The sequence below is a fragment of the Rhizobium leguminosarum bv. viciae USDA 2370 genome, assembly GCF_002008365.1.
Lineage (GTDB): Bacteria > Pseudomonadota > Alphaproteobacteria > Rhizobiales > Rhizobiaceae > Rhizobium > Rhizobium leguminosarum.
The window spans coordinates 71,333-85,940 of the sequence record NZ_MRDL01000003.1 but is presented as its reverse complement, the minus strand read 5'-3'; the positions used below and the strand labels follow the sequence as shown (position 1 = coordinate 85,940).

Sequence of the window (14,608 nt, the reverse complement as noted above, 5' to 3'; positions counted from 1 at the left end):
AAAGAGGATTTTCCATGACTTCAGATCAACCGATCCGGTGGGGCATCATCGGCCCCGGCACCATCGCCCGCACCTTTGCCGATGGCGTCGCCCATTCTCGCACGGGGAAGCTGGTGGCGATCGCTACCCGCAATCCGGCAAAGCCGGGCCTTGCCGAAAACTTCCCCGGCGCCCGCATCGTCAATGGCTACGAGGCGCTGCTTTCCGACCCCGAGGTTGATGCTGTCTATATCTCCGTGCCCCATACCGGCCACGCCGAATGGGCGATCAAGGCGGCACGTGCCGGCAAGCACATCCTGGTGGAAAAGCCGATCGCACTCTCGGCCTATGATGCCGAAGCCGTTTATTACGAGGCGAAAAAAGCCGGCGTCTTTGCCGGGGAAGCCTTCATGTACCGCGTGCATCCGCAGACGGAGAAACTGGTCGAACTCGTCAAAAGCGGCGTCATCGGCACCGTTCGCATCATCCGCTCGAGCTTCGGCTTCAATATGGGCAGCTACAAGCCGGAACATCGGCTTTTCGCCAACGACACCGCCGGCGGCGGCATTCTCGATGTCGGCGGTTATCCGGTCTCGATGGCCAGACTGATTGCCGGCGCCGCAGAGGGCAAGGCCTTCCTCGAACCGGAGAAGGTCTCGGGCGTCGCCCATCTCGGCCAGAGCGGCGTCGATGAATGGGCATCTGCCGTGCTCAAGTTCCCGAACGAAATCATCGCCGAAGTCTCCTGCTCGATCATGGCGCAGCAGGACAATGTGTTGCGCATCATCGGCTCCGAGGGCCGGATCGAGGTCCAGGACTTCTGGTTTGCCTCCGGCCACAAGGGCGGCGTCGGCAAGATCGAGATCTTCAAGGGCGGCAGCCGAGAAACCGTCGAACTCAGGGAGGATCGCTGGCTCTATTCCTTTGAGGCGGACGCGGCAGGCGACGCCATCCGTGCCGGCAAGACCGAATTCAGCTCTCCAGGCATGAGCTGGGCAGATTCGATCGGAAACCTGCGGGTGCTCGACCAGTGGCGTGCCTCGGTCGGCCTCGAATACGGCGTGGAAAAAGCCAGCAAACGCACGGCAAACATTGCCGGCGGCGCGATCGCGCGCGGCAACAGCGTTCCGCAGCGTGAAATTCCCGGCATTTCCAAGCCGGCCTCGGTCGTGACCCTCGGCTTCGAGTTCTTTCCGAACTTCGCCTCTGCCTCGCTGACGCTCGACGCCTTCTACGAGGCCGGCGGCAATGCCTTTGACACGGCCTATGTCTATGGCGGTGGCAAGACGGAAGCGATCTTCGGCGACTGGCACACGAGCCGCATGGTGCCGCGCGAGGAGATCGTGCTGATCGGCAAGGGCGCGCATTCGCCGCTCTGCTATCCCGATATGATCGCAAAGCAGCTCGACCAGTCGCTTTCCCGGCTGAAGACCGACTATGTCGACATCTATTTCATGCATCGCGACAACACCGACGTGCCCGTCGGCGAGTTCGTCGATGCCATGGATGCCGAGGTCAAGCGCGGACGCATCCGCGGCATATTCGGTGGTTCGAACTGGACGCGGGCGCGCTTCGACGAAGCGATCGCCTATGCCGAAAAGACCGGCAAGACGGCGCCGGCAGCGCTGTCCAACAACTTCTCGCTCGCCGAGATGCTCGACCCGATCTGGGCCGGCTGCGTTGCCGCTTCCGATGACGACTGGAAAAAGTGGCTGAACGACAAGCAGATCCCGAACTTCGCCTGGTCGAGCCAGGGTCGCGGCTTCTTTACCGATCGTGCCGGCCGCGACAAGCGGGATGATGAGGAAATCGTGCGGGTCTGGTATTCCGAGCGCAACTTCGGACGTCGCGACCGCGCCATCGAGCTTGCCAGCAAACTCGGCCGCAATCCGATCCATATCGCGCTTGCCTATGTGATCGCCCAGCCTTTCCCGGTCATTCCACTGATCGGGCCGCGCACCGTCGCCGAGTTGGAAGACAGTCTCTCGGCGCTCGACATCAAGCTGACGCCCGATCAGGTGAAGTGGCTGGAAGGCTGACGCAATAGAGAGGGCGCGGTTTGAACCGCGCCCTTGGCTTTTCTACTTGCGCGGCTCGGAAGCTTTCTTCCTGGCCGCGTCGTCCATCAGCTCATACCACATGGCGTTGAGAACGGCGAAAGCCGCGGCCAACGGCAGGCCGAGGATCCATGCAAAATACCACATCGTTTGGTCTCCCTCAGAGCAATTCCAGGAAAATGCGAAGCGGTTTTCCGTCCGGAATTGCGTAAAAACAAAAGGTTAGAGCGGTTCTCCTGAATCGCTCTAGTAAGCGTGGCTGTTCTTGTCGGTGATCGACTTCTCATCGACCTTGCCCCACAGAACCTTGTAGACCCAGGCTGTGTAGGCGAAGATGATCGGCAGGAAGATCACCGTCACCACCAGCATGATGAACAGCGTCATTTGGCTGGAGGACGCATCCCAGACCGTCAGGCTCGATCGCGGATCAAGCGAGGAGGGCAGGATGAACGGGAACATCGACAGGCCGACCGTCGAGATGATGCCAAAGATCGCCACCTTGCTGAAGAGCAGTGTCATGACTTCGCGCCTTACCCGCATGGCGATGAACGCCAGCGCCGCGCCGACGAAGCCGAGGACGGGCGCGATGATCATCCAGGAATGAGCGGCGTAGTTGGTAAGCCACGCGCCTTTCTCCAGCGCCACGGTCTTCAGCAGCGGATTGGAGGGACCGATCGGGCTAATATCGCTGGTGATGCGATAGCCACCGACACCGATCCACAGGAAGAGGCCGCCGAGTGCGAAAAGCACGATAACGGCAAGGGCGGCGATGCTGCCATAGGTTCTGGCACGCACTGCGACCGGGCCACTCGACTTCAACACCAGCCAGGCCGCACCATGCACCGTCAGCATGGCTAGTGAAAGCAGGCCGCAGAGCAGAGCATAGGGGTTGAGCAGGGCGAAGAACGAGCCCTCGTAGAAGATCCGCATATCGTCGGCAAAGCGGAAGGGCACGCCCTGTAGCACGTTGCCGACTGCGACGCCGAAGATCAGCGACGGCACGAAACCGCCGACGAACAGCGCCCAGTCCCAGCCGCTCCGCCAGCTGGCGCTTTCCCGCTTCGAACGATATTTGAAGCCGACTGGGCGCAGGATGAGCGCGAAGAGGATCGCGAACATCGCCAGATAGAAGCCCGAGAAGGACACAGCATAGAGCGGCGGCCAGGCGGCAAAGATGGCGCCGCCGCCGAGGATCAGCCAGACCTGATTGCCCTCCCAGGTGGCGCCGATGGTGTTGATCGCCACGCGCCGTTCCGTATCGGTCCGGGCAACGAAAGGCAGAAGGGTGCCGACGCCGAGATCGAAACCGCCTGTTGTCGCAAAGGCGATCAGCAGCACGCCGAGCAGCAGCCACCAGATGAGACGCAGGGTTTCATAGTCGATGAGTTCGTGAAGGATCATGGCAGGTCACTCCGCGGCCGAGACGAGGGTTTCGGAAATCAGAACCGCTTCCGGCTCGTCGTCCGGCTCCGGTCCTTGCTTGATTGCCTTGATCATCAGGCCCATCTCGATGACGATCAGCGTCGTGTAGAGCGCCGCAAAACCGATGATGGTCAGAAGCACGGTGCCGGCGCCGAGGCTGGAGACGGCCGCGGCCGTCGGCAACACGCCTTCGATCACCCAGGGCTGGCGGCCGAATTCGGCGACGACCCAGCCGAGTTCAATGGCAACCCAGGGCAGGGGGATCGCCAGCACGGCAATCTTCAGAAGCAACGGATATTTGTCGAGATGGCGGCGCGCCGACAGCCAGAAGAAGGTGGCGGTCAGCAGGATGAAGAAGATACCGAGGCCGACCATGATGCGGAAGGACCAGAAGAGCGTCGGCACGTGCGGGATGGTATCGCGCGCGGCCTGAACGATCTGCTCGTCGGTCGCCTGGCGAGGATCGTCGACGTAGCGCTTCAGAAGAAGAGCATAACCAAGATCATGGCCGAGATCCTCGAAGGAGCTGCGCACTTCCTGCGCAACCTGATCCTGCGCCGGTGCCGAACGGATCTGCATCAACGCGTCGTAAGCCTTGATGCCATCGCGGATCCGGGTTTCGGCCTGCTGTTCGAGCTTGTCGATGCCGGGGATTTCGGTCGTCAGCGACCGCGTGCCGATGAGGCCCATGACCCAGGGAATGTGCACGGCAAAATGCGTTTCGCGGGCTTCCTGGTCGGGGAAGCCGAAGGCGGTGAAGGCCGCCGGCGCCGGTTCCGTCTTCCACATGCCCTCGATTGCCGCGAGCTTCATCTTCTGGTTCTCGGTCGCGAGATAACCGCTCTCATCGCCAAGGACGACGACCGAAAGCGCCGAAGCGAGGCCGAAGGAGGCGGCGACCGTCATCGAACGCTTGGCAAGTTCGATATGCCGGCCCTTGATTATATACCAGGCCGAGACGCCGAGCACGAAGATCGAAGCGCAGACGTAACCTGCCGATACCGTATGGACGAATTTCGCCTGGGCCACCGGGTTGAAGACCACATCGAAGAAGCTTGTGATCTCCATGCGCATCGTTTGCGGATTGAGCGCCGATCCTACCGGGTTCTGCATCCAGCCATTGGCAATCAGGATCCACAGCGCTGAGAAGTTCGAGCCGAGCGCCACAGCCCAGGTGGCGACCAGATGGCCGACCTTCGACAGTTTGTCCCAGCCGAAGAAGAACAGCCCGACGAAGGTCGCCTCGAGGAAGAAGGCCATCAGCCCTTCGATCGCCAGCGGCGCACCGAAGATGTCGCCGACATAATAGCTGTAATAGCTCCAGTTCATACCGAACTGGAACTCCATGACGATGCCGGTGGCGACGCCGATCACGAAATTGATGCCGAACAACGTGCCCCAGAATTTCGTCATCTGTCGCCAGATCTGGCGGCCGGTCATGACATAGACGGTTTCCATGATCGCCAAGAGCACGGACAGGCCGAGCGTCAAGGGCACGAACAGGAAGTGGTAAAGCGCCGTCAGCGCAAATTGGAAGCGCGAAAGTGCTACGATATCTAGTTCCATTGTCTTTCTCCCACGGTCCCACGCGGTACAGGGCGTTCCTCAGCGCCGACCGGCGCGTGAGGGCATGCAGTCTTGCTCAGTCCGGGCGAAGCAGGTCGAGCGCCTTTTCGAACGCCGCCTCGCCGCGGCGCGAAATTTCTGTGATGCGACCGCCTTCGATGACCGCGATGCGGTCTGCGATCGCAGCCTCGCGGCGGATATGCGTGGCGATCAGCAGCGAGCGGCCCGCCGCCATTGCCGAGAGACGGCGGAGCACGTCGCGGGCGGTGACGCCGTCAAGGCCCTCTGTCGGCTCATCGAGCAGCCAGAGTGGCGTGTCGCGCAGGAAGAGCCGGGCAAGCGCCAGCCGGCGCGACTGGCCACCGGAAAGGCCGAGCCCGCCTTCGCCGAGCGGCGTATCGATGCCCCCCGGCATGGCCTCAATATCGGCAAGCAGGCCGGCAGCAGCGAGCGCTTCGCGAAGGCAGGCCTCACTTGCATTGGGGTTCGCGAGACAGAGGTTGCCGCGCAGGCTGTCTTCGAAGAGCTCCGTCCGTTGCGTCAGCAAGGTCGTCGCCATCGCGGCAACACTTCCCGTCCTTGCCGGCAATTCGCCGGCAAGGACGGCTAGCAGGCTCGACTTGCCGGCGCCGCTGCTGCCGATGATGGCCAGGTGTTCGCCTTGTGCAAGCGCGAGCTCGATGCCCTGGAGCGCCGGCACGGCAGAGTTTTCATGCAAGGCTGATACCTTCGCCAGCGAAAAAGCGCATCCCGGCAATGGCGCCACCAATGCTTCAGGTGCCGCCGCGACGGCAAGCCGCGGCGCGATACGCCTTGCCGCAAGCAGCGTCCTGCCGAGTTCCAGGGCACCGCGGCGCAGCGCAGCGAAGGGTTCGACTGCCGCAAAGGCGACAAGCAGGCCGAGTGCGGCGACAGGAGCGGTAATCACCTTCGTTTCCGCAAGTACCGCAACGGCAAGCAGCGATGCTGTGAGCAGCACGGTGGAGACAAGGCCGAAGCCGAATGTCAGGCGGGTCTCGACGCGGTTCAACCGGTCGTCGGCGCGGGCGGCGTAACGATCGGCCGCGGCAATCGCCTTGCTCTGCGCCGCAAGCCGGCCGGCCATCAGCAGATCGGTCTGGCCGGCGACGAGATCGATCGTCCGCGACCGCAGCGCCTCGATGCCATGGGCGCGTTGGCGGGCATGTTTGCGCGCCACCCGGCCGGCAATCAACGGCAGGCCAAGGCCGGCACCGGCGAGAAAAAGGCCGAAGCACAGGCCGAACAAGGGATGGATCAGCCCCAGCACGAGGCTTGCCGCCAGTGCTGCACCGATCGCGACAGCAGCCGGCACGAGGATGCGCAGGTAGAGGGAATCGAGCGCATCGATATCGGCCGTCAGACGGAAGAGCAGCCGTGCGGGACGGTGTGCTAGCGCGCGGGCAGCACTCGGTTCGGCAAAGCCGCGAAACAGCCTTTCGCGCAGGGCGGCGAGCACGCCGAGCGTTGCATCATGGGTCGCAAGCCTTTCGCCGTAGCGTGCGACTGTGCGGACAATGGCGAGAAGGCGGATGCCGGCTGACGGCGCAAAGACGTCGAAGGTGATGGCGACAGCGGCCGAAAGGCCGGCGAGCGAGGTGGCGGTGATGAACCAGCCGGACAGGCCGAGCAGGGCGATGCCAGCTGTCACCGTCGCCGCCGAAAGGGCTGCGCCGAGCAGCAGCGCACGCCGGCGCTCGGCAAGGAACAGACGCAGGATCGGCTTGAGGTCTGCAGCAAATCCGCTCATTCGGCGGCCTCCCTCATGACGATGTCTGCATCGACGCGCACGGCGCGATGCATGCGGGCGGCAAGCAGCGGATCGTGAGTCGCAACGATCAAAGTACGGCCCCTGGAGAGCGAAAGCAGGCTCTCGGCAACCTCGGCGGCTGTGGCGGCGTCGAGATGCGCCGTCGGCTCGTCGGCCAGGATGATCCGGAGACGCGGGTTGCAGGCGGCCCGCGCGATCGCAAGCCGTAGCGCCTCGCCGCCGGAAAGCCCGATCCCGCCTTCGCCAAGCGGCCGGTTGCCATAGGCGGCGGCGACCTTTCCGAGCCTGGCGGCGCCGAGCGCATCCGTCACGTCGCCGCTTGAGATACCGGGCCTGCCGAGCGCGATATTGCCGGCGATGGTGCCTGCGAAAATATGCGGTCTCTGGCCGATCCATGCCATGCTGGCCCGCAAGGCGGCAGCGGTGTCATCCGCAAGTTCCATGCCGCCGATGACGATGCGTCCGCCGGTACAGGGCGTCAGCCCTGATATGAGCGAAAGAAGCGTCGACTTGCCGGAACCGCTTGCGCCGAGAAGCGCCAGATGTTCGCCGGTCGCGATATCGAGGTTGAAACCGTCAAGGATCAACGGCTCGGCGGCGTTGTAACGGAAATCAACATTCTCAAGACGGATGGCCGGCGCTTCGACGACGGCAGATGCTGCTGGCGCGACTTCGGCTGTTCCTTGGATGGACAGGCCGCCGGCAGCGAGGGCGTCCAGGGCTTTCAGCGCCGCTTCGCCGGCCGCCCGATCGTGCCAGACAGCCGAGAGTTCGCGCAGGGGCTCGAAGAAGGCCGGTGCCAGCAGCAGGATGAACAGTCCCTCGGTCAGATCGAGCCGGCCCACCCAAGTGCCGAAGCGGATCTCGCCGAGCAGGCTGAAACCGACATATACGGCAATCATCGCCACGCCGAGTGCGGCGAAAAGCTCGAGCACCGCTGAGGACAGAAAGGCGATCTTCAGCACCGCCATGGTGCGCACACGCAGCGACTCCGCCTCCGACCGCAGGCGCAGTGCCGTTGCATCGACTGCGTCGAGCGCACGGATGGTCGCCAGTCCGCGCAGTCGATCGAGCAAGAAGCCGTTGAGGCCGCCGGTGGCGACGAGCTGTTTTTCGCTGGCCGCCTGAGCACGCCAGCCGATCAGCGCCATGAAGATGGGGATCAGCGGCGCGGCGAACAGCAAAACCAGCGCGGCGATCCAGGAGACTGGAAGGATGAAGGCAAGGATGACGAGCGGCACAAGGCTCGCCTTCATGCGCGCCGGCTGGAAACGGGCAAGATAGGGCACGATCAGTTCGGCCTGTTCGCCAAGCACGCTCGCGGCTTTGCCCGAGGCAGGCCGGCCGCGATCGATGGGCGACGACATGGAAAGTGCCGCGGCGGCAATCTGCCGCCTGCGGCTGAGCTCGCCGCGGGCGGCTTGAAAGGCCAGGCGGCCGCCAGCCGCGTCGAGACAGCTTCTTGCAAATCCGAGGGCGAGGATGCCGAGGGCTGGCCAGAGGACGTCATGCAATCCGCCGCCATCGGCGATGCGGCCAACCGAGACGGCCAACAACCCCGCCTGCGGGATCCAGACGGCGGCGGCCAGCGCCTGCAGCATTGCCGCTCTGCGCAGCCCGCCTTTCGCATCATCTAGGCCGGTGACAGGCGAGACTGTATCGCCGTCCGGCAACGGCTCGGCCGCTTGTCTGTCCTTCGCGTCGAAGAAAGCAGTGCCCATGGCGCTAACTCTTGTTCGCAGGATTCGGCCGGCGGCTGCGGCCGAGCGAAACGACCCGGTCCTTGGCTTCCAGAAGCTTGGTCACTTTCGCGCCTAGCGAGAGTAGCGTTGCAAGCCTTTCTGTTTCAAGTTGTTTTACGTCCTCATACCAATGCGTCAGCTGCTCGATCAGCGTGTGCATCTCGCTCATGCGTTGCTGCGCATGCCGCTCGGCTTCGCTGGCCGGCCGTTGCATCAGGATCTCACGCAGAACCGACAGCGTCGGATCGACTTCACGCTTCTTTCTCTCTTCGGCAAGCGTCCTCAATATGTGCCAGACATCATCCGGCGTGGTGAAGAAATCGCGACGATCGTCCGGCCTGTGTTTCAGGATGACGAGGTTCCAGGCCTGCAGTTCGCGCAGGCTCATCGAAACATTGGAACGCGAGATGCCGAGCGACTCGGCGATCTCCTCCGCGCAGACCGGCGCGGGCGAAACGAAGAGCAGGGCATAGATCTGGCCGACCGTGCGGTTGATTCCCCAGCGCGATCCCATTTCGCCGAAATGGAGAACGAAGGACTGGACGAGAGGCGGAAGGTTCATGGTCATTTCCGTTGCGTCTGTGATTTCAGAAATTTCTGAAATCACTATACTGACTTTCGCGTCTCGCCGGCAATCGGCAAGGCAGGCCTGCGTCAATTTGGATATCCCTTCGTCGATCGTTGGCTAGATATAGCCGGGTGCGACGTGGCTGGATTTGACTTGGGTCAAGTCCACAGCACTTTGCAGCGATGACACAGAAACGCCCGGCGGTGCGTTACGCATGCCGGGCGTTTCTGTCGGCTCGCGATGTCTAGGCCGCGGCCTAGTTAATACCGTCAGGCTCAGATCAAGCCGGCCAGGATGCCGACGCCGGCAATGGCGGCAATGCCACCTGCCGTGCGCGTCACGAAGACGCCCTGGCGTTCACCGGCGCGGCCGATGATGTAACCAATGGCGAGACCGGCGACATGCAGCAGCGCCGTCGCGGCCATGAAGCCGGCAGCATAGGCGACACCAGCGGCATTTTCCGGCATTTCGGCGCCATGTGCATGACCGTGGAAGATGGCGAAGAGGCCGATGATGCCGAGTGCTGCGGCCAGCGGCGCCTTGACGTTGAGCGCAACGACGGCGCCGAGGACGACGACGGAAAGCGCGATGCCCGTTTCAACGAAGGGAACAGCAATGCCGGCAACGCCGAGAGCACCACCGAGTGCCATAACCAGAACGAAGGTCGTCGGCACGAGCCAGGTGGCGCGGCCGCCGAGCTGAAATGCGAAAACACCGACCATCACCATGGCGAGGACATGATCGAGGCCAGACATCGGATGGGCAAAGCCATGGCTGAAGCCGGCAGCTTCGCCGATGGCGGGATGGGCGGAGGCGACGGCTGGAAGCGCTGCGGCAGCCAAGGCAAGCAGGCCGCTCTTGATTGCTGATTTCATTGCTCGATTCCCTCGTGAGTTTTCGAATATCCTGCGGCGGCCGAACACCGGCATGGTTCCAAGTCGCGCGCATTACGCTAGTTCAAAGAATTCTCGCCGTCAACGAAAACTCCATGAAATACAAGCCAATTCAAGTGCTTATCTGATAGGCAGATGCCGCTTTCGATAGCTCCTTCCAACGCCCAGCGACTCAAGATCGAACTGGAAACGGTCCCCCACAGAGGCTATCAATCGTCCGGCAGAGACGGCGCAGACCGCCGTGATGGAGGAGACGCCATGACGAATACCAAACGGGCGCTGGCGATCAGCGCGCCCGAGCCGCGCACGCTCGATCTGATCTTCAGCGACAGCGCGCGCGCCGAACTGCATGCGAAATATGAGATCGTCGAGGCCGATCCCGAGAACATCGCCAGTCTCGGCGACGAGATCCTCGGCAAGGCGCGCTACATCATCGGGCAGCCGCCGCTTTCGGCCGACACGCTGGGACGTATGCCGGCCTTGCGCTCGATCCTGAATGTCGAAAGCAATCTTCTCAACAACATGCCCTATGAGGTGCTCTTCCAGCGCGGCATCCATGTCGTGACGACAGGCCAGGTCTTTGCCGAGCCGGTCGCCGAAATCGGCCTCGGCTTCGCACTGGCCTTGGCGCGCGGCATCGTCGATGCGGACGTCGCCTTCCGTCAGGGCACCGAACTCTGGGGCGGCGAGGGCAATTCGAGTGCGCGGCTGCTCGCCGGTTCCGAGATCGGCATCGTTGGCTTCGGCGATCTTGGCAAGGCGCTGCGCCGGTTACTGTCCGGCTTCAGGGCCCGTATCAGAGTGTTCGATCCCTGGCTGCCGCGCTCGATCCTCGAGGAAAACGGCGTCGAGCCGGCGAGCCTGGAGGACGTCCTGACGAAGAGCGATTTCGTCTTCGTCGTCGCCGCCGTCACCAGCGAAAACAAGGGATTTCTCAGCACGGAGGCCTTTGCCAGCATGCGCAAAGGCGCGGCCTTCATCCTCCTCAGCCGCGCCGATGTCGTCGATTTCGATGCGCTGATGGCGGCCGTTTCCTCGGGCCACATCGTCGCGGCGAGCGACGTCTACCCGCAAGAGCCGCTGCCTCCCGATCATCCGGTGCGAAGCCTGAAGGGTTTCATCCGCTCGGCGCATCGGGCCGGAGCACTCGACAGCGCCTTCAAGAAGATGGGCGACATGGTGCTCGAAGACATGGACCTGATGGATCGCGGCCTGCCGCCGATGCGGTGCAAGCGGGCGGAACGCGAAACAGTCTCACGCATGCGTTCCAAACCGGTCGCGGTGAATTAAAGCATGTCGCGCAAAAGTGTGCGGCGGTTTTGCGATAACGACATGCGTGAAGATTAGAATCTAAAGCGCGAGGAGCGGATCTGAAAGATTGCGACGCGCTTTAGAGCAAAATGCTGATTTGGCGCGTCGCGTTAGGCGGCGCGCTGTTCGACACCCTGGATCGCCGCAAGCTTCCAATCGGCGCCAGACCTGCGCACGAAGGTCCAGACCTCGGTGCTTTCGCTCGGGCGGCGGTCGTCGCCGGAAACCACGCGGCCGCTGTCGCGTTCGACCATGGCGTCGATCGAGGAATAACGCATAGCGAGCGTCGCATATTCCTGGCCGTCTTCGCGCCAGGCCTCGGCGATGTCGCCCTGCAGCAGCTTGACGTCGGAGACGCGGTTGCGCACGCCGTTGGTAGCGTTTTCGCCGAGTTCCTCGGCAAGATAGGACATCGCCTCGGGCGTCGTCAGCCGGCGCAAGGTGCCGTAATCCTCGGCGCCGTAAGCGGTCTGCACTTGGGTGAGCAGTTCCTCGAACTGATCGAGATCGGCCTGCGCCAGCCCGATCTCGTCGCTCGGTCGATTGCCGCGCGACGGCTGGCCGGAACCGGCGCCCGAACCGATCGTCGGGATCTGGAAGGACGAATTGTTCGTGGGCGACATGTTATAGGACTGGCTCTGGCCGCCGACGCCGTAGGAAGGCTGGCGGCGGTTGGCGAAATAACGCATGGCGAGCATGACGGCGCCGCCGATCAAGACGATCTGCAGCAGCATGCCGAGAAAACCGAAGCCGCCGCCGAAACCGTGACCGAGCAGCATGCCGAGAAGGCCGCCGGCAATCAGGCCGCCGATCATCGAACGGCCGAATCCGCCGAAGAAACCGGGGCGCTGAGCGCCGAGGGGCTGTTGCGCGGTAGCAGGCGCGGTGGTCTGCGGACGTGGCGTCATCGACCTTTCGATCGGTGCTGCGGTTCCAGGCGCGGTGCTGGTGACAGGCGGTGCCTGGAAGGTGCGCGTGCCGCGGCTTCCGAAACCGCCGCTTCCGGCGCGGCGCGCCTCGGCATCGTCAAGGGAAGCAAAAACGGTAGCGCTCGTCAGAGCGGCAATTGCCGCGATCTTGGCAAAACGCGAAACGGCACTTGGCATTCCTGATCTCCTGTCATGCGCAATCACGGCATGTTGAGACCTAATATAGGTAGTCTTTCCTCCGTGTGAAGCTCTTCAGCTCCGTTACTGGCAGACGTCGACCCAGCTGGCGCCAGTCAGCTCAGCCAGCCGTCCGGTTTCGATGCGCACGGCCGAGTTCGTCGAGCCGGCCGCCGGCACGACTTCATCGAAGCGTTTCAATGAGATATCGCAATAGATAGGCAGCGGCGAGGGCAGGCCGAAGGGACAGACGCCGCCGACCGGATGGCTGGTGACCGCTACGACCTCTTCGGCATCGAGCATGCGCCCCTTGGCTCCGAACGTGTCCTTGAACTTGCGATTGTCGAGCCGCGCCGTGCCACCGGCAACGACCAGCATCATCTGCTCGCCGACACGCAGGCAGATCGTCTTGGCGATCTGGGCCGGCTCGACGCCATGGGCTTCGGCGGCAAGTGCCACCGTCGAGGAACTCTCGGCGGTTTCGATGATTTCGATATCGGGTGCGTGGGCACTGAGAAAGGCGCGGACAGATTCAAGGCTCATGGCGCAATGCTAGACCAGGAAAAGCGCAATTTGAAGCGTAAAAGACGCCCGTCGAAAACCGCCGCTTGCAAGTCGTGCAGACATCGTCATAATAATTTTGCACACGTGCTCAATTTTGTCATTCGGCCGTTACGTTCAACCCCTAGAGCGGGTACGCCACGTTTTCGTGGGGTTTCGGAGCGGTCATCATCAGCAGTGCTGACCCGTCAAGAGGCCTCACACTGCTCTTCTAGGGAGACGAAGAAGATGACCATTTTGCCGACACTGAAATCCTTTGCCGTCGCAGCCGCCATCCTGGCGTCGACCTCTGCAATTGCACTCGCCAAGGACGTTCACATCAGCGTCTGGGCCGGCGGCACCGGCCCGAACGACGTCTATCGCCTCGACGCCATCGAGATCGCAGCCCAGCAGCTGCAGCGTGAAGCCGCCCTCAAGGGCGAAGATCTGAAGATCACTGTCGAGAAGAAGCCCTATTCGGCCTGGGAGGACTTCAAGCAGGCGCTGACCCTTGCCGCCGAAGCCAAGACCGCCCCGAATATCGTCGTCAGCGGCCATGAAGACATCGCACCCTGGTCGCAGGCCGGACTGATCGTTCCGATCGAGGATTATGTCGATCTCGATTCATGGCCGCTCAGCGACATCTATGAAAACCTGTTGAAGATCGCGTCCTACAACGGCACCGTCTATGGTATCCCGCAGGACGCTGAATCCCGCCCGATGTTCTTCTGGAAGCCTTACATGAAGGCGATCGGTTACAGCGATGCCGATCTGGACGCGCTGCCGCAGAGCGTCCAGGACGGCACGTACACCATGAAGAACCTGCTCGAAGACGCCAAGAAGATGCAGGACAAGGGCCTCGTCCAGGCCGGCTACGGATTTTATCCGCGCACCAGCAACGGCCCTGATTACTGGCAGTTCTACACCAGCTTCGGCGGCACGATGGAAGAAGGCGGCAAGCTCGTTTTCGACAAGGCCGCGATGACCCGCACCTATCAGTTCTTCGCCGATGCCGTGAAGGCCGGTGTTACCAAGAAGAACCACATCGGCATGCCGGGCGACCAGTGGTGGAAGGAAGTCGCCACCGGCAAGGCCGGCATCTGGGATGGTGGCACTTGGCACTATGCCCGCCTCGTCAACCAGGAAGGCCTGAAGGACTTCTTCGGCAACGTGATCTTCACGCTGATCCCCGCCGGCGAAGGCGGCAAGGCCAACACGCTGACCCATCCACTCGTCTACCTGCTGACCGCAGGCCACGACAAGGAAGACACCGAGATCGCCGCCCAGCTGGTCAAGATCGCCTCCGAGCCGCGCACCAACGCGCTGCATGCGGTCAAATCAGCCCATCTCGGCATCTCCAAGTCGGAATCGACGGTCGACTTCTACTCGGCTGACCGCTGGACCCGCGAAGCCACCGAGCGCCTGCTGCCGCATGCCAATGCCATGCCGAACAATTCCGATTTCGGCAAATATTGGAACATCATGTGGAAGAACCTCGAAGCATCCTGGACCGGCGCCAAGACCGTAGACGCCGCGGTCAGTGATGCAGAGAGCGAGCTGAAGAGCACGCTCGGCGACAAGATCGTCATCCGTTAAGATTGAAGCACTCTTCCGGGCGGCGGCAGCGCCGCCCGG

General features: G+C 62.7%; 12 protein-coding genes. 3 read left to right on the top strand and 9 right to left on the bottom strand.

What is annotated here, in order from left to right:
• Positions 1-14 precede the first annotated feature (14 nt).
• On the top strand, positions 15-2,018 hold the full coding sequence (locus BS629_RS02125; protein WP_018247015.1) for an aldo/keto reductase: 2,004 nt from the start codon (positions 15-17) through the stop codon (positions 2,016-2,018).
• Positions 2,019-2,060: 42 nt separating this feature from the next.
• Here the strand turns inward: BS629_RS02125 and cydX are convergent, their stop codons facing one another.
• From cydX to BS629_RS02090, 7 genes are all read right to left on the bottom strand, one after another.
• Positions 2,061-2,183 (bottom strand): cytochrome bd-I oxidase subunit CydX, encoded by a 123-nt coding sequence (cydX, locus tag BS629_RS02120; protein ID WP_017957645.1) that lies wholly within the window; start codon positions 2,181-2,183, stop codon positions 2,061-2,063.
• 99 nt (positions 2,184-2,282) lie between these two features.
• The gene (gene cydB / locus BS629_RS02115) at positions 2,283-3,437 is read right to left on the bottom strand and encodes a cytochrome d ubiquinol oxidase subunit II (RefSeq protein WP_018247014.1); all 1,155 of its coding nucleotides are present in this window, start codon (positions 3,435-3,437) and stop codon (positions 2,283-2,285) included.
• A 6-nt stretch (positions 3,438-3,443) separates the two neighbouring features.
• Positions 3,444-5,024, bottom strand: coding sequence for a cytochrome ubiquinol oxidase subunit I (locus BS629_RS02110; protein ID WP_018247013.1), 1,581 nt, complete (start codon positions 5,022-5,024; stop codon positions 3,444-3,446).
• A gap of 76 nt (positions 5,025-5,100) precedes the next feature.
• Positions 5,101-6,792, bottom strand: coding sequence for an amino acid ABC transporter ATP-binding/permease protein (locus BS629_RS02105; RefSeq protein WP_018247012.1), 1,692 nt, complete (start codon positions 6,790-6,792; stop codon positions 5,101-5,103).
• On the bottom strand, positions 6,789-8,534 hold the full coding sequence (gene cydD / locus BS629_RS02100; protein ID WP_018247011.1) for a thiol reductant ABC exporter subunit CydD: 1,746 nt from the start codon (positions 8,532-8,534) through the stop codon (positions 6,789-6,791). The genes BS629_RS02105 and cydD overlap by 4 nt, the downstream gene beginning before the upstream one ends.
• A gap of 4 nt (positions 8,535-8,538) precedes the next feature.
• Positions 8,539-9,117, bottom strand: a complete 579-nt coding sequence (locus BS629_RS02095) for a GbsR/MarR family transcriptional regulator (protein ID WP_026188818.1) — start codon at positions 9,115-9,117, stop codon at positions 8,539-8,541.
• 281 nt (positions 9,118-9,398) lie between these two features.
• The gene (locus tag BS629_RS02090) at positions 9,399-9,998 is read right to left on the bottom strand and encodes a HupE/UreJ family protein (protein WP_018247009.1); all 600 of its coding nucleotides are present in this window, start codon (positions 9,996-9,998) and stop codon (positions 9,399-9,401) included.
• Positions 9,999-10,274: 276 nt separating this feature from the next.
• On the opposite strand from BS629_RS02090, the gene BS629_RS02085 reads away from it, so the two are divergent.
• Positions 10,275-11,306: a hydroxyacid dehydrogenase gene (locus BS629_RS02085; protein WP_018247008.1), complete on the top strand. Its 1,032-nt coding sequence runs from the start codon at positions 10,275-10,277 to the stop codon at positions 11,304-11,306.
• 131 nt (positions 11,307-11,437) lie between these two features.
• On the opposite strand, the gene BS629_RS02080 is transcribed toward BS629_RS02085, so the two are convergent.
• Complete coding sequence (locus BS629_RS02080; RefSeq protein ID WP_018247007.1) at positions 11,438-12,433, bottom strand: Tim44 domain-containing protein; 996 nt, start codon at positions 12,431-12,433, stop codon at positions 11,438-11,440.
• An 84-nt stretch (positions 12,434-12,517) separates the two neighbouring features.
• On the bottom strand, positions 12,518-12,976 hold the full coding sequence (locus BS629_RS02075) for a YbaK/EbsC family protein (RefSeq protein WP_003549231.1): 459 nt from the start codon (positions 12,974-12,976) through the stop codon (positions 12,518-12,520).
• A 246-nt stretch (positions 12,977-13,222) separates the two neighbouring features.
• Here BS629_RS02075 and BS629_RS02070 point away from each other — a divergent pair, with 246 nt between their 5' ends.
• A complete protein-coding gene (locus tag BS629_RS02070; RefSeq protein WP_018247006.1) occupies positions 13,223-14,569 on the top strand; it encodes an extracellular solute-binding protein in 1,347 nt (448 codons plus the stop codon).
• The last annotated feature ends 39 nt before the right edge of the window (positions 14,570-14,608 follow it).

Excerpts from the sequence above, each read along its gene's own strand:
- BS629_RS02085 (WP_018247008.1), top strand. The coding sequence starts at position 10,275 with ATGACGAATACCAAACGGGCGCTGGCGATCAGCGCGCCCGAGCCGCGC.
- BS629_RS02080 (WP_018247007.1), bottom strand. The coding sequence starts at position 12,433 with ATGCCAAGTGCCGTTTCGCGTTTTGCCAAGATCGCGGCAATTGCCGCT.
- BS629_RS02095 (WP_026188818.1), bottom strand. The coding sequence starts at position 9,117 with ATGAACCTTCCGCCTCTCGTCCAGTCCTTCGTTCTCCATTTCGGCGAA.
- cydD (WP_018247011.1), bottom strand. The coding sequence starts at position 8,534 with ATGGGCACTGCTTTCTTCGACGCGAAGGACAGACAAGCGGCCGAGCCG.
- BS629_RS02090 (WP_018247009.1), bottom strand. The coding sequence starts at position 9,998 with ATGAAATCAGCAATCAAGAGCGGCCTGCTTGCCTTGGCTGCCGCAGCG.
- BS629_RS02110 (WP_018247013.1), bottom strand. The coding sequence starts at position 5,024 with ATGGAACTAGATATCGTAGCACTTTCGCGCTTCCAATTTGCGCTGACG.
- BS629_RS02070 (WP_018247006.1), top strand. The coding sequence starts at position 13,223 with ATGACCATTTTGCCGACACTGAAATCCTTTGCCGTCGCAGCCGCCATC.
- BS629_RS02125 (WP_018247015.1), top strand. The coding sequence starts at position 15 with ATGACTTCAGATCAACCGATCCGGTGGGGCATCATCGGCCCCGGCACC.
- cydX (WP_017957645.1), bottom strand. The coding sequence starts at position 2,183 with ATGTGGTATTTTGCATGGATCCTCGGCCTGCCGTTGGCCGCGGCTTTC.
- BS629_RS02075 (WP_003549231.1), bottom strand. The coding sequence starts at position 12,976 with ATGAGCCTTGAATCTGTCCGCGCCTTTCTCAGTGCCCACGCACCCGAT.
- BS629_RS02105 (WP_018247012.1), bottom strand. The coding sequence starts at position 6,792 with ATGAGCGGATTTGCTGCAGACCTCAAGCCGATCCTGCGTCTGTTCCTT.
- cydB (WP_018247014.1), bottom strand. The coding sequence starts at position 3,437 with ATGATCCTTCACGAACTCATCGACTATGAAACCCTGCGTCTCATCTGG.